We start from the raw sequence: 18,945 nt of genomic DNA on the forward strand, positions 1-18,945 counted from the left end.
GTCAGGCCTCCCCAGGCTCGTCACCGAGCGCGACCGGCACGCCGACCAGCGAGCCGTACTCGGTCCAGGAACCGTCGTAGTTCTTCACATTCTGGTGGCCGAGCAGCTCCTGCAGCACGAACCACGTGTGCGAGGAGCGCTCGCCGATCCGGCAGTAGGCGATGGTCTCCTTGCTGTCGTCCAGACCGGCGTCGGCGTAGATCTTGCGCAGCTCGTCGTCGGACTTGAAGGTGCCGTCCTCGTTGGCCGCCTTGGACCACGGCACGCTGATCGCGGTCGGCACGTGGCCGGCGCGCTGCGCCTGCTCCTGCGGCAGGTGGGCGGGGGCGAGCAGCCGGCCGGCGTACTCGTCGGGGCTGCGCACGTCGACCAGGTTCTTGGCGCCGATCGCGGCGACGACGTCGTCCCGGAAGGCGCGGATCGAGGTGTCCGGCTCCTGCGCGACGTACTGCGTCTTCGGGCGCTCCACCTTGTCGGTGACCAGCGGGCGGGCGTCCAGCTCCCACTTCTTGCGGCCGCCGTCGAGCAGCTTGACGTCGCGGTGGCCGTACAGCTTGAAGTACCAGTACGCGTACGCGGCGAACCAGTTGTTGTTGCCGCCGTACAGGATGACGGTGTCGTCGTTGCCGACGCCCCGCTCGGACAGCAGCGCCTCGAACTGGCTCTTGTTGACGAAGTCCCGGCGCACCGGGTCCTGCAGGTCGGTCTTCCAGTCGAGCTTGATCGCACCGGCGATGTGGCCGGTGTCGTATGCCGAGGTGTCCTCGTCGACCTCGACGAAGACGACACCCGGTGCGTCGAGGTTCTTCTCGGCCCACTCTGCCGAGACGAGTGCGGTGTCGCGACTCATCGAATCACTCCCTGGTGAGGATGGACGGTGAGCCTGCGCGTGGAGATCGAAATCTGTGATTGTCGCACCACACGCGGGCCCCTGGGTTAGGACGGGATCACGGGTTCGTGCGACGGCGCCGCTGCCGAGCGATCAAGGGAGAACACCGGTGGGTACGCAACCCTGTGGCCGGTGGCCGCCTAGGCGGCCGAGGACAGCCCCGCCGTCAGATGACGGGGCGACACAGGCAGGTGGCCACGCGGCACAGGTCGACCGCGCGCCGTTTGGTGAGGAGCGTCCCCATGCGCAGGGACACTACCAGCCGTCCCAGCAAACGCCACCGGCCCGACCAGCATCCGGGACGGCCGTTCCGGCCACGCCGACCGGGCACACCGGGCGGGCGGGCCGGCCGGGCAGACCCGGACGGCGCGGCCCTCAGCCCGCCGAGTTGATCGGGACGTCCTTCGCCCCGACGGTCACCTCGAGCCCCTGGGGCAGCGGCTTGACCTCGCGCACCTGCAACCGCAGGGGCAGGTCCTGCAGCGGCACGTCGACCGAGATGCTCCGGGCGTAGTTGTTCAGCAGGGTGCGGGCCAGCGGCACCTTGGGCAGCCCCTCGGCGTCCAGGTCGGCGAAGCGCAGCGACACCTGGCCCTCCTTGCCGACGCTCACCTCGGCCGTCCCGGTGACGGTCAGCTTCTGGCCGAGGATGTCGACGGGGGCGGTCACGGCGAGCTTGCCGTCCCGCTCGGCGAGGGTCAGCCCGGGCCGGTCGAGGAGCTTGGCGAGGCTGTCGTACGTGATGACGCCCCTGCCGTCGACCGTCTCGGCGACCACGTCGCCCTGCTGTGTGCGCAGGGTCTCCAGCGAGGCCCGGACGTTGCGGGCGGCCACGTTCAGCTCGGTCAGGCTGACCATGTCGCCCCGCACCGAGGCCCGCACGTCGCGCAGCCCGATGGAGATCCGCTCGTACTCGCCGGCCAGCACCTGGGTCAGGAAGGGGAAGCCCCCCACCTGGACGCTGGGCGCGGCCGACTGCGCGTCCTGCTTGGCGATCTCCTGACGGACCTGCTCGGCGATGGCCCGCTCGGCCACCCCGGCGGCCACCCGGTCGGCGACCACGACGAGCCCGACCAGGACCAGCAGCAACACCACGAGCGTGATGAGCACCTTGCGCCCGCGCCGCCGGGGGCGCTCGTCGTACGCCGGGTGGGCCTCGGCCACACCGCCTCCTTCTGTCGTACCGGTGCCGCCGTTGCGCGGCGCGCCCCGGTCAATACCCGAGAGGTGAAGATCCCAACCGCCGGCCAGGCCGGCCGGCGGTCACAGGAACAGTACGCACATCGCGTACGCCGCCGGCGCCGCGAGCGCGAAGCCGCCGAGCGGGCCCTGCATGTGCCGGGCGATCCACATCGTCGGCGGCTCGCCGGCCATCAGCCGGCCCGCCTCGGCGTACCCGACGGCGAGGTCGGCCAGGACGGCGGTGGCGGCGGTGACCAGCCCGACCAGGGCGCCGCTGGTGGGCGTGAAGCTGACGAGGAAGCTGCCGAGGAGGGCGCTGGTCAGCGTGCCGACCATCGCACCCGCGACGACGCCCGCCGCGCCCCGCGGCACCTGCGGCGCGAGCCGGGGCCAGGGCAGCACCGCGTCGGTGAGCCGGGCGACGGTGAGCGCGACGCCCGCGGCGGTGAGACAGATGGTGATCGCCTGGGTGCCGGCCGGGACGCGGCCGAGCACGATCAGGGTGCCGAACGCCACCACGCCGACCACGATCAGCAGGGTGCTGCCGAGCGAGTCGGTGACCCGGACCCGGTCGACCCGGCGGAACAACTGCCCGAGGACGCCGAGCAGGAAGCCGCCGGCGGCCAGGTAGCCGAGGGGGGCCAGCCCGGCGATGTCGGACTGCACCGCCGCGGTGTCCGCGGCGGCGGCGACCACGGCGCTGACCACGGCGACCACCAGCAGCGCGGGCGGGCGCATGGCCATCGTCCAGGCGAGGACGAAGAGCAGCTGTACGCCGAAGATGATGAACGCGAACGGCAGCCGGTGCCCCGGACCGGCGGTCTGCGCACCGAGTACCAGGCCGACGCAGAGCAGCGCGGCGAACCCGGCGACGGTGAGCGAGAGCGGCCGGCGCACCTCGACCGGCTCGATCTCCTCCTCGTCGTCCGCTCCGTCACCCGGCTCGTCGTCCGGCCGCCAGCCCGGGTCGTCGCCCCGGCGCAGTCGCCGGGGACCGCGCCGGCGCGGCCGGGGGCCGTCGTCGCCGACGTCCGGGCCGGTGGGCGGCGTCGGTGGGTGCGCACGACCGGCCGGCCCCGGGCGCGCGTCGTCGGCCCACGGGTCCCGGCCGGCCTCGGGGGAGGTCGAGGGATACACGCCCCGATCGTGCCAGACCCTGGCACCGGCACGGTGGGCACCGTTTCGGTGGCGTTAAAACCTGCGGCGCGAGCGTGGACAAGCCCGGCAAACGGGAAATCACGCAAGGGTACACCTGGGGCGGTCCGTTACGCTCGAACCGTTACCCGCCCGTCAGCGACGCCGGGACCACGGTAGTTCTCAGCGCCACTCCCCGCCCCGAGTGTCGCTGGTCGCATGCGGCCACGGCCGCCGGGACGGAGGTGATCGTGTGGAGATCCTGCTACTGGTGACCGCACGCGCGGGCGAAGCATCGGTGGTGCTGCCGGCGCTCGACCTGCTGCCACACTCGGTGCGCACCGCGCCGCGAGACGTCCGCACCCTGGTCGCCGGCCCCACGCCGGACGCGGTGCTGGTCGACGCCCGCTCCGAGCTGAGCGAGGCGCGAGCCACCTGCCGGATGCTGCACGCCACCGGGCTCGGGGTGCCGCTGGTCGCGGTGGTGACCGAAGCCGGACTGATCGCGCTCAACGCCGACTGGGGCGTCGACGACGTCATCCTCGCCAGCGCCGGTCCGGCCGAGGTGGAGGCCCGACTCCGGCTGGCGGTGGGGCGGATCAGCAACGCCACGGCCGGGGCCGGCGGCTCGATCCGGGCGGGCGAGCTGACCATCGACCCGGACACGTACGCCGCGCGGCTCAAGGGCCGCCCGCTCGACCTGACGTACAAGGAGTTCGAGCTGCTGAAGTTCCTCGCGCAGCACCCGGGCCGGGTGTTCACCCGGGACCAGCTGCTGCGGGAGGTCTGGGGGTACGACTACTTCGGCGGCACCCGGACCGTGGACGTGCACGTCCGACGACTGCGGGCCAAGCTGGGCTCCGAATACGAGTCGATGATCGGTACGGTCCGCCAGGTGGGTTACAAGTTCGTCGTGCCGCCGTCGCGGTCGCTGCCGGACACCGAGGCAGCCCCGCTGTCCGTCTGACCCGGCGGCGTCGCCGGGTCGAATCCCCGCTCGCCTCCCGCCCGACCCCCCACCCCGTTCGGGCGAAGTGTTTTCGCATGCCCCTTTTGCCCGACTAGTCGCCTTTACGCTGACTATCGGGTTGACGGAGGAAGGGGCGACGGTGCGTGCCATGAACACGGGGGCGAAGAACGGGAAGTTTCGGGAGCGGAAGGGCGGTGTCCGCTGATGGGCACCGGGACCGACCGACGTTTCGTCGTGGTCGCCACGCTCGTGGTGGCGGCGCTGCTCGGCTCCGCGTACGTGCTCGGCCGCAGCATGACGCCGGAGCCGACCGGCAGCTCGGCGCGGCCGACCGCCTCCGCCGACCAGCCGCCCGCGGGCGGCACCAGCCGGAGCCCCGGGACCCCCGGCCCCGGCCCCAGCGCGACCGGGCGCGACGGCGGGGAGACACCGGGGCTGGAGACCGCGATGGAGGGGCCGTTCGGGAGCCAGGTGACCACCGGCTCCGCGAACGTGGCGCTGACCTTCGACGACGGGCCCGACCCGTACTACACCCCGCAGGTCCTGGAGTTGCTGCGGCGGTACCGCGTCAAGGCCACGTTCTGCGTGGTCGGCGAGATGGCCCAGAGCCACCCCGACCTGGTCCGGGCGATCGTGACCGACGGGCACACCCTCTGCAACCACTCCTGGAACCACGACGTGCTGCTCGGCGAGCAGTCCCCCGCCGCGATCCGGGACGATCTGCAGCGCACCAACGCCGCGATGCGGGCGGCCGTGCCGGACGCGCGCATCTCGTACTACCGGCAGCCCGGCGGGGCGTGGACCAAGTCGGTGGTGTCCGTGGCCGACGACCTGGGGCTGGTCCCGCTGCACTGGGCCGTCGACCCCACGGACTGGCAGATGCCGGGGGCCGACGTGATCGCCGCCACCGTCTCGGCCAACACCCAGCCCGGAGCGATCGTCCTGCTGCACGACGCCGGTGGCGACCGGCAGGGCACCGTCGACGCGCTGCGCACCCTGCTGCCCGACCTGACCGCCCGGTTCCGGCTGGCGGCGCTGCCGACCGGCACCACCTGAGCGGGCGGGTGGTCGCCGGTGACGGCGACGCGCCGCCTGAGCGGCCGGGTCGTCGCCGGCGACGGCGCCACCTGAGCGGCCGGCCCGCGCCCGATACGGTTACGGGGTGAGCAGCGCCGAGCCGACGACCGACCGGGTGACCCGGACCCACGTGCTGACCCCGGCCGAGGTGGCCGACGTGCTGACCCTGGCCCGGGCGGCCGGCGACGCCGACGGGGCCGACCCGTTCGACGAGCACACCCTGCTCCGGCTGCGCGACCCCGGGGCGCCGGCCGTGCACCTGACCGCCCGCGCCCCGGACGGGACGCTGACCGGGTACGCGCATCTGGACACGACCGATCCGGGCGCCGGCGTCGGCGTGGAACTGGCCGTCCACCCGGGACACCGGCGGCAGGGCACCGGGCGGGCGCTGGCCCGGGGCGTACTGGCCAGCGCCTCGGATCCGCTGCGCGCCTGGGCGCACGGCGACCACCCGTCGGCCGCCGCCCTCGCCGTGGACCTGGGCTTCACCCGGGCGCGGGTGCTCTGGCAGATGCGCCGCCCGCTCACCGCCCCGCTGGCCGCACCGCTACTGCCCGACGGGGTCACGGTGCGCGCGTTCGTCCCCGGGGCGGACGACGACGCCTGGCTCGCGCTCAACACCCGGGCCTTCGCGAGCCACCCGGAGCAGGGCCGCTGGACGGAGGCGGACCTGCGGGTACGCCTCGCCGAGCCGTGGTTCGACCCGGCCGGTTTCCTGCTCGCCGAGGAGTCGGCCACCGGCCGCCTGCTGGGCTTCCACTGGACCAAGGTGCACGACCGGCCCGGGTCGGCCCGGATCGGCGAGGTCTACGTGCTCGGGGTGGACCCGGCGGCGCACGGCGGTGGCCTGGGCCGGGCGCTCACCGCCGCGGGGCTGGCGTACCTGCGGGACCGGCGCGGGCTGGACCGGGTGATGCTCTACGTCGACGAGTCCAACGCGGCTGCCGTGGCGCTCTACGAGCGGCTCGGGTTCGCCCGCTGGTGCGCCCACGTCAACTACCAGCTCGGCTGAGGCCGGCCGGGGCGCCCAGGGCGGCGCCGGGCTGCTGGGCGGGCCGGGGCTGCTGGGCGGCCAGGGGTGGCTGGGCCGACCGATCGCCGTCGACCTCCCCCACCACGTTTCGCCTCCTTTGCTCTGCACCCACCGACGCAGTGGTCACCCTGCGTAACCGCTGCGCGGACGGGTGCAGAGCAAAGGGGGTCGCGCGGATGGTGCCGTCCCGGGTGCGGCGCCGAGCAGCCCAGCCGCGCAACGCCGTGAACGCCGGTCCCGCCGCCAGGAACCGGAGCGGCGGCGGCGCCGGGGGCATAGGTCCAGCTCGCCGCCGGCCGGGCCTCGCCGGCAGCACGACCGACACCGCGGATGGAGCGCGCAGGCGGCATCACGGGAACGTCACGCGGCGGCATCGGCGCGATAACGCGTGGCCGGAAAAATCGCATTATTAGCGATAGTGGGCCGGGGGTTCACTTATTGGACAACCCATCCTCAGCCTCCGGCCATCCTCCCGGCCGAACCTGTTCACCCTCCGTTCACTTCCGACCGGCGAACCGGCTACCTGGCCCTCCTAACTTTCAGTTCAGCCGGGAAGCGCCGGCTGCCCCCGGGCCCCGAATCCGGGCTCGTGTCAAAGACGTGAAGGGAAACCCCTCAGGTGAAGCTCCAGCGGCACGGCACTATCGCCTGCCTCGCTCTCACTGCGGTGCTCGGTCTCAGTGCATGCGGCTCGGACAACAACGAGCCCGCCCCCAGCGCCTCCGGCTCGGCCGCCGCGGCGGACTGCGCCACCGGGACGCTGAACGCGCAGGGCTCGTCGGCGCAGAAGAACGCCATGGATGAGTGGATCAAGGCGTACCAGCAGAAGTGCACCGGTGCCAAGATCAACTACGAGCCGTCCGGCTCCGGCGCCGGCATCCAGGCCTTCATCGCCGGCACCGCCGACTTCGCCGGCTCCGACTCGGCCCTCAAGCCCGAGGAGCAGCCGCAGGCGAACGCCAAGTGCACCGGCGGCGCGGCCATCCACCTGCCGATGGTGATCGGCCCGGTGGCCATCGCCTACAACCTCGACGGCGTGGACAACCTCCAGCTCAAGCCGGCCACCCTCGCGAAGATCTTCGCCGGCAAGGTGACCAAGTGGGACGACCCGGCGATCAAGGCCGACAACCCCGGCGCCACCCTGCCGTCGACCGCGATCAACGCCGTGCACCGCTCGGACTCCTCCGGCACCACCGACAACTTCACCAACTTCCTCTCGAAGACCGCCGAGGCCGACTGGACCTTCGGCAAGGCCAAGGAGTGGAAGGCCCCGGGCGGCACCGGCGCGAACAAGTCGGACGGCGTCGCCAGCGCCATCAAGGGCCAGGCCGGCACCATCGGGTACGTCGAGTGGTCGTACGCCGAGAACGGCGGCCTGAAGACGGCCAAGGTCGGCAACGGCGCGGGCGAGTTCGCCGAGCTGACCGCCGAGTCGGCCGGTAAGACCATCGCCGGCGCCACGGTCGAGGGCACGGGCGACGACCTGAAGATGTCGATCGACTACAACACCAAGGAGGCCGGGGCGTACCCGATCGTCCTGGTGACGTACGAGATCGTCTGCAGCAAGGGCCTCGCCGCCGACAAGCTGCCGCTGGTCAAGGGCTTCCTGGCCCACGCCGCCAGCACCGAGGGCCAGTCGGCCCTGACCGAGCTGGGCTACGCCCCGCTGCCGGAGACGGTCCGGACCAAGGTCGAGGCCGCGGTCAAGAACCTCTCCTGACCGACCGCTCCACACCACCACCTCCCTCAATCGAAGCGAGCGAGCAGATGGGTGAAACCCCTCACCGCTCGGCCGACGCCGGCACCGGCGGGATCCGCATGGCCTCAGGCCAGGAGCGGCCCGCCGGTGCCTCGGCGCGTGTGGCCGAGTCACCAGTCAGCACCCGTACCCCGGGCGGAGACGGCCTCGGCGGCGGCGGTGGCCTGCCCCGGGCCCGGGCCTTCGGCGCGGAGCGCGCGTTCCGGGGCCTGACCCTGGCCGCCGGCGCCGCCGTCCTGGTGATCATCGCCGCCATCGCGGTCTTCCTGATCGCCAAGGCGGTGCCGGCCCTGCGCGTCAACACCGAGAGCTTCTGGACCTTCGAGGGCTGGTTCCCGAACGACGCCCAGCCGAAGTTCGGCATCGGCGCGCTGGCCTTCGGCACCGTGCTCAGCGCCGCGCTCGCCCTGCTGATCGCGGTGCCGGTGGCCATGGGCATCGCGCTCTACCTGTCCCACTACGCGCCCCGCCGGCTGGGCACCACGCTCGGCTTCCTGATCGACCTGCTCGCCGCCGTGCCCAGCGTGGTCTTCGGCCTCTGGGGCCGGGACGTCTTCATCAACCCGGTCCGGGACTTCTCGGCCTGGCTGAACGAGTACTTCGGCTGGATCCCGATCTTCGGCGGCGACGGCCCGTTCGGTAAGTCCATCCTGCTCGGCGCGCTCGTGCTGGCGATCATGGTGCTGCCGATCATCACGTCGCTGTCCCGCGAGGTGTTCCTCCAGACGCCGACCGCCAACGAGGAGGCGGCGCTCGCGCTCGGCGCGACCCGCTGGGAGATGATCCGCACCGCCGTGCTGCCCTACGGCCGCCCCGGCATCGTCGCCGCCGTGATGCTCGGCCTGGGCCGGGCCCTCGGCGAGACCATCGCGCTGGCGATGACCCTCGGCATCACCTTCAACATCTCGTTCAACCTGATCCAGAGCGGCGGCAACACCATCGCCGCCAACATCGCCAACACGTTCGGCGAGGCCAACGACACCGGGCGGGGCGCGCTGATCGCCTCCGGTCTGGTGCTCTTCACGATCACGCTGATCGTCAACATCACCGCGCGGGCGATCATTTACCGCCGCCGGGAGTTCACGGAGTCGGCCGCATGACCACCACCGTCGCCAACCACCGCACCCGCCCGCCGGCCCAGCCGGACACGCTCCGGGCGAAGCGACTGCCCCGGTACGCCGCCCCCGCGATCGCCCTGGCGGCCCTCGCGGTCGCCGCCGCCGTCGTGTACGGCACGGGCATCGGCGGCCCGGTGCTCACCGTGGTCGTCGCCGCCCTGCTCTACCTGGCCGGGCTCTTCGCCGCCAGCAACGCCGTCGAGGGGCGGCGGGCGGCCCGCAACCGCGCCTGGAGCGCCCTGATCCACTCCGCGTTCGTGCTGGCCGTGCTGCCGCTGGCCTCGGTGGTGTGGACACTGGTCAGCAAGGGCGCCGAGCGCCTCGACGGCAACTTCTTCGGCACCTCGATGAACAACATCGGGGCGCGGGACCCGAACGGCGGCGCGTACCACGCCATCGTCGGGACGCTGGAGCAGGTCGGCATCGCCACGCTGATCACCGTCCCGCTCGGCATCCTGTGCGCCATCTACGTGGTCGAGTACGGCCGCGGCCGGTTCGCGTTCGCGATCCGGTTCTTCGTCGACGTGATGACCGGCATCCCGTCCATCGTCGCCGGCCTGTTCGTGCTGGCGTTCTGGGTGCTGATCGTCTCGCCCGTGTTCAACGACGGGCGGCCGGGCTTCTCCGGCTTCGCCGCCGCGCTCGCGCTGAGCGTGCTCATGCTGCCCACCGTGGTCCGGTCCACCGAGGAGATGCTGCGTCTCGTCCCGGCGCCGCTGCGCGAGGGGGCGTACGCCCTCGGCGTACCGAAGTGGAAGACCATCCTGCGGATCGTTCTGCCCACCGCGTTGCCGGGCATCGTCACCGGTGTGATGCTCGCCATCGCCCGGGCCGCGGGCGAGACGGCCCCGGTGCTGCTCGTCGCCGGCGGCGGCGCGGCGATCAACGTCAACCCGTTCGAGAACAACCAGTCGTCGCTGGCCCTCTTCGTCTACCAGCAGGCCGGCGACGCCTCGAAGTACGCCCCGGCGCGGGCGTGGACCGCCGCGCTGACCCTGGTCGCCCTCGTGCTGATCCTGACGGTCGCGGCGAAGCTGCTGGCCCGTCGCAACCGGCTCGGCCGATGAACCCCGGAGGTACCACCACCATGGCCAAGCGCATCGAAGCCACGAACGTCACCGCCTACTACGGGGGCTTCAAGGCGATCGAGAACATCAGCATGACGGTCGAGCCGAAGACGGTGACCGCCCTGATCGGGCCGTCCGGCTGCGGCAAGTCCACGTTCCTCCGGTCGATCAACCGGATGCACGAGGTGCTTCCCGGCGCCCGGGTCGAGGGCAACCTGACCATCGACGACCAGGACATCTACGACCGGGACGTGGACGTCACCGCCGTCCGCCGCATGATCGGCATGGTCTTCCAGCGGCCCAACCCGTTCCCCACCATGAGCATCTTCGAGAACGTGGTGGCCGGGCTGCGGCTCAACGGCGTACGCAGGAAGTCGATCCTGGAGGAGGCGGCCGAGAAGGCGCTGCGCTCGGCGAACCTCTGGGACGAGGTGAAGGACCGCCTCGGCAAGCCCGGTGCCGGCCTGTCCGGCGGTCAGCAGCAGCGGCTGTGCATCGCCCGTACCATCGCGGTCGAGCCGCAGGTGGTCCTGATGGACGAGCCGTGCTCGGCGCTCGACCCGATCTCCACGCTGGCCATCGAGGATCTGATGTTCCAGCTCAAGGACAAGTTCACGATCGTCATCGTCACGCACAACATGCAGCAGGCCGCCCGGGTCTCCGACCGCACGGCCTTCTTCTCGATCGAGAAGACCGGCGACCCCGGCCGCCTGATCGAGTACGACAACACCCAGAAGATCTTCAGCAACCCCAGCGTGAAGAAGACCGAGGACTACATCACGGGCCGCTTCGGCTGACGTGTGTACGAGGAGGGGCCCTTTCCTGACCTCTTGCGCAGGAAGGGGCCCCTTTCGGCACCCAGCCCCGCCCCGTCTCGGTCCCGCCCCGGCCGGGCAGCAGGTCAGCGGGGCAGCCGCCGGGTGCAGGGCCCGTCATGATCGGGCCGGAGCAGGCAGCGCCGGCCGTTGGCGAGGCGCCCCGGGCAGAAGGCAGGCTGCCGTACCCCTGGATGGTCAGCGGCGGAGACGGTGGCCTCGTCGCACTCGACGAGATTGTGGAAGCTGAGCGAGCGGGCGACGACGCGGGCGACCCGTACCGCGGTGGCCAGGTCGTCGGCGACGACCGGCAACTGGACGAGATAGCGATGCCCGCTCACCTCCGTCGCCCGCCGCGCCGGCACTCTGGATAGATCTTGGCAAAAAGTGGCCCCTGGAGGGGCCGTTTCATACCAAGATCTACGGTGGCCGCCGTTCGTGCCGTACACCAGGTGCCGCCTCTCGGTTGACATGCTGCTCTGGAAGGGGCGGGGCCGTCCCACGGCCGGCTCCGGACGGACCCGCCCCGCCCTGCCACCGCAGCTTCCATCAGCGGTACGGCAGCAGAGCTGGTCCGGGTGCGTGAGCCGGCCGGTAGCCGGCAGGGCGCTGGTTCGCGTTCCGCAGCAGGTCACGGGCCTGCGCCTGCTCGGACTGCCACCGGCGGAGCGCGTCCTTGATCCGATGGGTCTCCCCACGGGCCCGCTCGGCCGCCCGCTGGGCGTCGGCCAGTTCGGCGGCGACCCGGTCGAGGAAGATCAGCACCTCCTCGGGGTCCAGACCACGTCGGCCGAGGCGGGTGCGGCCGAACCGGCGAGTCCGCACGTCGGCCGGACGCAGGGGTACGCACGACGCGGACCGGTACGCGGTCCCGCCGGCTCGTTCCGGTACGGCGGAACGACGACCGAGCAGCCGCTCGACGAGGTGCCTCATAGGGATCTGCCTTTCGACACGTGCCGGGAGGAAGGGCGGGCCCGCCCCAAGGTGCAACCCAGGGACGGACCTGCGCCAGGTCCTGCTGGTTTGCCGACCGGGAGGACCTCCTCCAAACCTGCCATGGCTAGCCATTCCTAGTCAAGGACTGTCCATGGGTGGTTCACTTTGAGATGCCGACCGTGAGGGGAACCACCAGTGCCACCGCAGTACGCCTACCAGCGCGTTGCCGACGACATGACCCGGCGGATCAAGTCCGGAGAGTTTCCGCCCGGGGCAAGGCTGCCCAGCCGCTCTGAACTCTGCGCGGAGTACGAAGTTTCCAGTTTCGTGGCTGACCGCGTATTTTTGATCTTGAAAATGAATGGACTCACCGAATCACTGCCCGGTGCCGGGGTGTACGTGAAGGAGAGCGACCAGTAGATGCCTGACCACCAAGGCGTCACTTCGGCAGGTGTTGCCTGAATGATTGCCCTGGCGGCCGCCACCGCATCGCCGCCAACTTGGCCCTCCTCGCCGCCGCGGTCAACCTCGCCCGACTCGCCACCCTCGACCTCACCCACACCCCCAACGGCTGGGCCCTCAACCCCGCCTGATGACCACACACGGCTGAGCCGGACCCAGCAAACGCCCCCGAACGGCCTACACCACCGCCCCAGCAACGGTTTCAGCACCCGAACCCTCGAACCAGCGCACCGAACCGACACCCCCGACGAGATAAACGGCGGCCGACCGGGACCCGGTCGGCCGCCGTTTAATTAACACCAGCTGACGCGGTGGTCGCGGGCGGCGATGCTCGACCCGTCGCGGTATGCCTGACGGATCTGCTCGGTGACGCCGAGCTCGACGTGCCGGGCGCGCCGTCCGGAGACGCTGCCGGCGGCCCAGGCTGCGGCCAGCCCGTCACGGGTGAGTTCGTTCTGTAGGTCGCGCTGGAACTGCCCGACCGATACGACGATGTTGACGAGCATGGTGGTGGTCGCGTCGGTGGCGGCCAGGTCGGTGATGTCGGCCAGCTCCCGGAACCCGGCACGCTCCAGCGCCGGGATCTTGGACGAGGTGGCCGGTCGCTGAACATCCGCGCCCCGGCCTCGGCGGTGAGCCCGGCCTCGTCAAGCAGGCGGGTCTACCGCTGGGTGCTCTGCTCGTCGGTGGACACCCGCGTGTAGACCAGCTCCGCCATTGCCTGTCCTGTTCATCCGATCGCCGCCGACACCGCTGATCCAACTGTCATCAAACGCTGTCGTCAACTTGGATCGGCCTGCATTGGATCGGCGGGTCGGATTCCCGTGGTCGGGAGTGATCCATCGACTCCGTTCCGTAGCCGTCGTCAAATGGTCCTTTGCCGACAGACATCCGGGGCGAATGCTGCGTGCCCGGCCAGACGCTCGACCCCGCGCCCTAAAGATCAACTAAATGATCCCCGGTGACATGAGCGTTAGGAAAACCTCGTGTCCGGCCCCTGCCAGGTGGCCCAGGCGCCGGGGATCCCGCCGTCGTCGGGCTGATTGTCGATGTGCAGCTGGGCGGGGTCGGTGGACATCCCAGCACCGTGGGCGGTCACATCAATGTCGGGATTCGGCCACCCCGGTCCCGCCCACTCCTCCGGCCAGGACGACACCGTGGAGGCGTTCGGGTCGTCCAGCCGCCCGGGCGGCCCGAGCAGATCCGTGCCCGCCAGCGGGGCAGGTACCAGCCCGGACATCGGCAACTGAGATGCCGGATCCTGTCCGTCCAGTCCGGTCGGGAACGACTGCGTCCCTGGGAACTGGCTGGGCTGGTTGCCGCTGGGCTGCGACCACGAGTCGGGCGGGGCCTGCGGCCCGGGCGGAGCCATCGGTCGCGGCCCGGGGACGGGTTCCGTGTCCGCGGCCGTGGGCAGGCCGACCCACTCCGAATTGAGCAGATCAAGCGGATCAAACAGATCGAGGGCTGGGTCCACCTGCCAGGCCCAGGCGCCGGGGATCCCGCCGCCGCCGGGCTGATTGTCGATGTGCAGCTGGCCGGGGTCGGTGGACATCCCAGCACCGTGGGCGGTCACATCAATGTCGGGATTCGGCCACCCCGGTCCCGCCCACTCCTCCGGCCAGGACGACACCGTGGAGGCGTTCGGGTCGTCCAGCCGCCCGGGCGGCCCGAGCAGATCCGTGCCCGCCAGCGGGGCAGGTACCAGCCCGGACATCGGCAACTGAGATGCCGGATCCTGTCCGTCCAGTCCGGTCGGGAACGACTGCGTCCCTGGGAACTGGCTGGCGGTGATGATCCCCTCGTTGTTCATCTCGCGGATCAGGGCGTTCCACAACGGCCGCAATGCGGTGGCGTTGTGGCCGACGTGCTGCTCGAACAGCGTCAGGGCCCTATTCCGGTCGAGCACCCACTGTCTGCCCTCAGGAGGGGCCGGCAATGCTTGCCGGGGCGGACCCGGATCGGTCACCTTGTACCGCCTCGCCTCGCCACCGCGTGTTCCCTGGTCCAGCTCCAGCAGGCGATGGTCGCGCAATACTATGATCCGGTGATTCACCGTCGACTGCACTGTGCCTGTCGCCGCGGCGAGGGTTGACTCGCTGGCGGTGATGTACCCGTCGCCGTCCATACGGCGGATCAGGGCGTCCCACAACTCCCGCAGCGGCTGCTCCCGGTGCTGCGTTGTGGTGGTGATGTGGCCGATGTGCTGGTTGAACAGCGTCCAGGCCCCAACCGGGTCGCGCACCCACTGGAGGCCCGCAGTGGGTTGGGGTTGGGGTTGGTCGGGGCCGCTTTCCGTTGGATCGGGCGACTGCCCGTCTGAGGCGGAGCCGGCCCACCGGTGGTGACCGCCACCGGCGGTGAAGGCCTGCTGGACCGGCCAGCTCACCCCGGGTTCCTGACCGTTCTCGACGATGTCCGCGGTCCGTACCGCCTCCACCAGATCCGGCCCGAACAACTCCACCGAACCGTCCGAGAACAACACGGACCGCACCGGCTCGTCCGCGTGTGACCGCAGCTCGCCGGGTATCTGGTCTACCTCGTGCGTGGACGACATCAGCCGCCGGGCGCCCAGTTGGGTGCGCAGCCATTCACCGAAGGAGGTGTCCTGTCCCGGTCCCTGCCATGCCGCGTCGCACCAGACCAGCATGATGTCGGGTGTGTCGCCGCCCCGCTGTTGCGCCTGCGCAACAGCGTGTTGCCAGGCGGGCGAGGCGGTGAGCATCCGCAGGAACAGGGCCTGACGCACCGGATCGTCGGCCAGCCGCTCGGCCAGGTTCCGGTGCCCGGCGATGGTGAACCATCCCTGCACCCACGGCAGCGCCTGTGCCGCCGTGCGGTCCGCCGCCGCCGCGTCCAGATCCGCCACGGCCGGGTCGGCGAAGTACACGCCGCTGAACGTCTCCGCCATGGCGATATCCCTGGCTGCCTCGAACAGCTGGGACAGGACCCCGTCCGGCGACGCCGCCTGGATACCGATGTCCGCGGCGAGCCGGCGCAGCTGAGCGTCGGTGGCACGGCCGTGGCCGCCGCTGGCGAGATTGTGGATGCGTTCCGCGGCCGGCCCGTGGGTAGCGGCGAGCCCGAGATCGGCGGACATCGCCGCACCGTGCGCAGGTACCGGCCCGGACATCGGCAACTGAGATGCCGGATCCTGTACGCCCGGTCCGGGCGGCAACGACCGCGGCCCTGAGAACTGGCTGGACTGGTCGCCGCGGGACTGCGGCCATGATGTCGGGCCGGGCAGGGCCTGCGGCAGGGACGGATCCATCGGTTGCGGCCCGGGGACGGGTTCCGTGCCCACGGCCGTGGGCAGGCCGAACCACTCCGAATCAAGCGGATCAAGCGGATCAAGCGGATCAAGCGGATCAAACAGATCAAGCGGATCAAACAGATCAAGCGGATCGGCTGGGCCCCCCTGGTAGGTGGACATCGCAGCACCGTGCCCGTCGGTGACACCACTGCCGGGAACCGGCTCCGCCGGTTCCGCCCACCCCTCCGGCCAGAACAACGCGGCCGGCCCCGCCGGCCAGGACGATGCGGTGGGGGCGTTCGGGTCGTCCGGCGGCTCGGGCAGCCCAGGCGGACCCATGCCCGCCGACGGGTCAGGTACCGGCCCGGACATCAGCGACGTATCCCCGTCGTACAGCCAGGACAGGTCTTCACTACCCTGCGGGCGGTCGGCAGGGCCCGGCACCGGTGCTTGCCGGGGCGGGCCCGGATCGGTCACCCTGTACCCCGCCACGCCACCGCGTTTTTCCTGGTCCAGCCACAGCAGACGACGGTTGCGCAATGCCACGATCCGGTCACGCACCGTCCGCCGCGCTGCGCCTGTCACATCGGCGAGGGCTGACTCGCTGACGGTGATGAGCCCGCCGCCGTCCATCCTGTTGATCAGGGCCTTCCACAACAGCCGCAACTGCCGCAGCTGCTCCCGCTGCCGCGCTGTGGTGGCGTTGTGGCCGACGTGCTGGTCGAACAGCGTCTGGGCATCATTCCGGTCGAGCACCCACTGTCTGCCCTCAGGAGGGGCCGGCAACGATGCTTGCCGGGGCGGACCCGGATCGGTCACCTTGTACCGCGCCACCCTGCGACCGTGACCTCCCCGGTCCAGCCACAGCAGATCACGGTCGCGCAATGCCACGATCCGGTCATGCACCGTCTGCTGCAGTGTGCCTGTCGCCGCGGCAAGGGCTCGCTCGGTGGCGGTGATGTACCCGTCGCCGTCCATACTGTTGATCATGGCGTTCCACAACTCCCGCAGCGGCTGCTCCTGGTGCTGCGTTGTGGTGGTGATGTGGCCGATGTGCTGGTAGAACAGCGTCCAGGCCCCATCCGGGTCGCGCACCTGGCGGCCCGCAGTGGGTTGGGGTTGGTCGGGGTGGAGTGGGGCGGGGGTGGGTGGCTCGTCGGCCGGGTGATGGAGGGTGTCGCCGGCGTGAAGAGTGCCGGCGTCGGTGCGGGTCACCGCTGGGGAGGGTGCGGGGGATGGTTCCCAGCCCATGTCCAGCCCCTGGTATGTGGCCCCGTCGCCGAGGTTCCCGCTGCCCTCGCCGGCCTGATTGCGCTGCTGGCCGGAGTCGGTGGACATCGCAGCACCGTGCCCGTCGGTCACACCACTGCCGGGAACCGGCCCCGCCGGTCCCACCCACCCCGCCGGCCAGGACAACGCGGCCGGCCCCGCCGGCGGCCAGGACGATGCGGTGGAGGCGTCCGGGTCGTCCGGCGGCCCGGGCAGCCCGGGCGGACCCGTGCCCGCCGGCGGGGCAGGTACCGACCCGGACATCGGCAACTGAGATGCCGGATCCTGTACGCCCAGTCCGGGCGGCAACGACTGCGTCCCTGAGAACTGGCTGGGCTGGTCGCCGCGGGACTGCGACCATGATGTCGGGCCGGGCAGGGCCTGCGGCAAGGACGGATCCATCGGTTGCGGCCCGGGGACGGGTTCCGTGCCCACGGCCGTGGGCAGGCCGACCCACGCCGCCGAATGGAGCCGATTAAACAGATCGAGGGCTGGGTCCCCCTGCGCCCAGTCGCCGAGGTTCCCGCTGCCCTCGCCGGCCCCCCAATTGTCGATGAGCGGCTGGCCGGGATCGGTGGACATCGCCGCATCGTGCGCAGGTACCGACCCGGACATCGGCAACTGAGATGCCGGATCCTGTACGCCCAGTCCGGGCGGCAACGACTGCGTCCCTGAGAACTGGCTGGGCTGGTCGCCGCGGGACTGCGACCATGATGTCGGGCCGGGCAGGGCCTGCGGCAAGGACGGATCCATCGGTTGCGGCCCGGGGACGGGTTCCGTGCCCACGGCCGTGGGCAGGCCGACCCACGCCGCCGAATGGAGCGGATTAAACAGATCGAGGGCTGGGTCCCCCTGCGCCCAGTCGCCGAGGTTCCCGCTGCCCTCGCCGGCCCCCCAATTGTCGATGAGCGGCTGGCCGGGATCGGTGGACAACGCCGCACCGTGCGCAGGTACCGACCCGGACATCGGCAACTGAGATGCCGGATCCTGTACGCCCAGTCCGGGCGGCAACGACTGCGTCCCTGAGAACTGGCTGGACTGGTCGCCGCGACGCCGAGGCCGACCTGCGCGCCGAGCGAGCCGCTGCGGGCGGTCCGGTCTGAGGGCAGGGCCCTGCACCGGTGCTTGCAGACCCGGATCGGTCACCCCGTACTGCGGCGCCGTGCCACCGAGACTTTCCCCGACCCGCCACAGCAGGCGATGGTTGCGCAATGTCACGATCTGGCGATGCACCGTCGACTTCGATGTGCGTGTCGTATCGGCGAGGGCTGGCATGCTGGCGGGGATTATCCCGCCGTCGTCCATTTCGTTGATCAGGGCGTTCCACAACCGCCGCAGCTCCTTCCGCTGCCGCGTTTTGGTGGCGATGCGGCCGGCATGCTGGTCGAACAGCGTCCGGGCATCATCCGGGTCGAGCACCCACTGGCAGCCCTCAGGAGGGGCCGGCAATGCTTGCCGGAGCGAACCCGGATCGGTCACCCCGTACCGCGCCGCCCTGCCATCCTGTGCTTCCTCGATCCGCCGCAGCAGACGACGGTCGCGCAATGCCACGATCCGGTTATGCACCGTCGGCTGCCATGTGCCTGTCGTCTCGGCGAGGCGCAACTCGCTGATGGTGAAGGTCCCCTTGTCGTCCATTTGGTCGATCAGGGCGTTCCACAACTGCCGCAGGTCCTCCTCCCGCTGCCGCGTTCTGGTGGCGATGTGGCCGGCGTGCTGCTCGAACAGCGTCCGAGCCCCATCCGGGTCGCGCACCCACTGGATGCCCGGAGGAAGGGCCGGCAACGATGCTTGCCGGGGCTGACCCGAATCGGTCACCCCGTACCGCGCCGCCACGCCACCGTGACCTCCCCGCACTGCCTGGGTAGCAGACGCCGGGCCAGGACCAGACGGGTCGCCGCTTTCCGTTGGATCGGGCGACTGCCCGTCTGAGGTGGAGCCGGCCCACCGGTGGTGACCGCCAGCGGCGGTGAAGTCCTGC

At 71.2% G+C, this 18,945-nt stretch carries 17 protein-coding genes; 8 read left to right on the forward strand and 9 right to left on the reverse strand.

What is annotated here, in order from left to right; all coding sequences use genetic code 11:
- Position 1: 1 nt before the first annotated feature.
- The 4 genes from ACGFIZ_RS15045 to ACGFIZ_RS15060 form a co-directional block, all read right to left on the reverse strand.
- Entirely contained in the window at positions 2 to 850 is an 849-nt protein-coding gene (locus tag ACGFIZ_RS15045; protein ID WP_347670224.1) for a sulfurtransferase, read from the reverse strand.
- A gap of 205 nt (positions 851 to 1,055) precedes the next feature.
- On the reverse strand, positions 1,056 to 1,133 hold the full coding sequence (locus tag ACGFIZ_RS15050) for an Ms5788A family Cys-rich leader peptide (protein WP_311202345.1): 78 nt from the start codon (positions 1,131 to 1,133) through the stop codon (positions 1,056 to 1,058).
- 131 nt (positions 1,134 to 1,264) lie between these two features.
- Positions 1,265 to 2,053, reverse strand: a complete 789-nt coding sequence (locus ACGFIZ_RS15055; protein WP_393419497.1) for a DUF2993 domain-containing protein — start codon at positions 2,051 to 2,053, stop codon at positions 1,265 to 1,267.
- A gap of 99 nt (positions 2,054 to 2,152) precedes the next feature.
- Positions 2,153 to 3,208: a hypothetical protein gene (locus ACGFIZ_RS15060; protein WP_393419499.1), complete on the reverse strand. Its 1,056-nt coding sequence runs from the start codon at positions 3,206 to 3,208 to the stop codon at positions 2,153 to 2,155.
- Positions 3,209 to 3,458: 250 nt separating this feature from the next.
- Between ACGFIZ_RS15060 and ACGFIZ_RS15065 the strand changes: the two genes are divergently transcribed.
- The 3 genes from ACGFIZ_RS15065 (at position 3,459) to mshD (ending at position 6,264) form a co-directional block, all read left to right on the forward strand.
- Positions 3,459 to 4,172 (forward strand): winged-helix domain-containing protein, encoded by a 714-nt coding sequence (locus ACGFIZ_RS15065; RefSeq protein ID WP_393419501.1) that lies wholly within the window; start codon positions 3,459 to 3,461, stop codon positions 4,170 to 4,172.
- A gap of 207 nt (positions 4,173 to 4,379) precedes the next feature.
- A complete protein-coding gene (locus ACGFIZ_RS15070; RefSeq protein WP_393419504.1) occupies positions 4,380 to 5,231 on the forward strand; it encodes a polysaccharide deacetylase family protein in 852 nt (283 codons plus the stop codon).
- Positions 5,232 to 5,337: 106 nt separating this feature from the next.
- Complete coding sequence (gene mshD / locus ACGFIZ_RS15075; RefSeq protein ID WP_393419506.1) at positions 5,338 to 6,264, forward strand: mycothiol synthase; 927 nt, start codon at positions 5,338 to 5,340, stop codon at positions 6,262 to 6,264.
- Here the strand turns inward: mshD and ACGFIZ_RS15080 are convergent.
- Positions 6,245 to 6,370 (reverse strand): hypothetical protein, encoded by a 126-nt coding sequence (locus ACGFIZ_RS15080; RefSeq protein WP_393419508.1) that lies wholly within the window; start codon positions 6,368 to 6,370, stop codon positions 6,245 to 6,247. The two genes, mshD and ACGFIZ_RS15080, sit on opposite strands and share 20 nt — an antisense overlap.
- Positions 6,371 to 6,904: 534 nt before the next feature.
- On the opposite strand from ACGFIZ_RS15080, the gene pstS reads away from it, so the two are divergent.
- Genes pstS through pstB form a run of 4 tightly spaced genes read left to right on the forward strand, consistent with a single transcriptional unit; the run spans position 6,905 to position 11,026 of the window.
- Positions 6,905 to 8,005, forward strand: coding sequence for a phosphate ABC transporter substrate-binding protein PstS (gene pstS, locus ACGFIZ_RS15085; protein ID WP_393419510.1), 1,101 nt, complete (start codon positions 6,905 to 6,907; stop codon positions 8,003 to 8,005).
- A 47-nt stretch (positions 8,006 to 8,052) separates the two neighbouring features.
- Positions 8,053 to 9,144, forward strand: coding sequence for a phosphate ABC transporter permease subunit PstC (gene pstC / locus ACGFIZ_RS15090; protein WP_393419512.1), 1,092 nt, complete (start codon positions 8,053 to 8,055; stop codon positions 9,142 to 9,144).
- On the forward strand, positions 9,141 to 10,229 hold the full coding sequence (gene pstA / locus ACGFIZ_RS15095) for a phosphate ABC transporter permease PstA (protein ID WP_393419514.1): 1,089 nt from the start codon (positions 9,141 to 9,143) through the stop codon (positions 10,227 to 10,229). The genes pstC and pstA overlap by 4 nt, the downstream gene beginning before the upstream one ends.
- 20 nt (positions 10,230 to 10,249) lie before the next feature.
- On the forward strand, positions 10,250 to 11,026 hold the full coding sequence (pstB, locus tag ACGFIZ_RS15100) for a phosphate ABC transporter ATP-binding protein PstB (protein ID WP_393419516.1): 777 nt from the start codon (positions 10,250 to 10,252) through the stop codon (positions 11,024 to 11,026).
- A 104-nt stretch (positions 11,027 to 11,130) separates the two neighbouring features.
- Here the strand turns inward: pstB and ACGFIZ_RS15105 are convergent, their stop codons facing one another.
- On the reverse strand, positions 11,131 to 11,385 hold the full coding sequence (locus tag ACGFIZ_RS15105) for a hypothetical protein (protein ID WP_393419518.1): 255 nt from the start codon (positions 11,383 to 11,385) through the stop codon (positions 11,131 to 11,133).
- Positions 11,386 to 11,593: 208 nt separating this feature from the next.
- The gene (locus tag ACGFIZ_RS15110; protein ID WP_393419520.1) at positions 11,594 to 11,977 is read right to left on the reverse strand and encodes a DivIVA domain-containing protein; all 384 of its coding nucleotides are present in this window, start codon (positions 11,975 to 11,977) and stop codon (positions 11,594 to 11,596) included.
- 198 nt (positions 11,978 to 12,175) lie between these two features.
- Between ACGFIZ_RS15110 and ACGFIZ_RS15115 the strand changes: the two genes are divergently transcribed.
- Positions 12,176 to 12,400 carry a winged helix-turn-helix domain-containing protein gene (locus ACGFIZ_RS15115; RefSeq protein WP_393419522.1) on the forward strand — a complete coding sequence of 75 codons (225 nt, stop codon included), beginning with the start codon at positions 12,176 to 12,178 and terminating at the stop codon, positions 12,398 to 12,400.
- A gap of 335 nt (positions 12,401 to 12,735) precedes the next feature.
- Here ACGFIZ_RS15115 and ACGFIZ_RS15120 read toward each other — a convergent pair whose 3' ends face one another.
- Entirely contained in the window at positions 12,736 to 12,948 is a 213-nt protein-coding gene (locus tag ACGFIZ_RS15120; protein WP_393419524.1) for a hypothetical protein, read from the reverse strand.
- 467 nt (positions 12,949 to 13,415) lie between these two features.
- On the reverse strand, positions 13,416 to 18,800 hold the full coding sequence (locus tag ACGFIZ_RS15125; protein ID WP_393419526.1) for a hypothetical protein: 5,385 nt from the start codon (positions 18,798 to 18,800) through the stop codon (positions 13,416 to 13,418).
- Positions 18,801 to 18,945 lie beyond the last annotated feature (145 nt).

It is taken from the genome of Micromonospora sp. NPDC048830, assembly GCF_043198215.1.
Taxonomy (GTDB): domain Bacteria; phylum Actinomycetota; class Actinomycetes; order Mycobacteriales; family Micromonosporaceae; genus Micromonospora.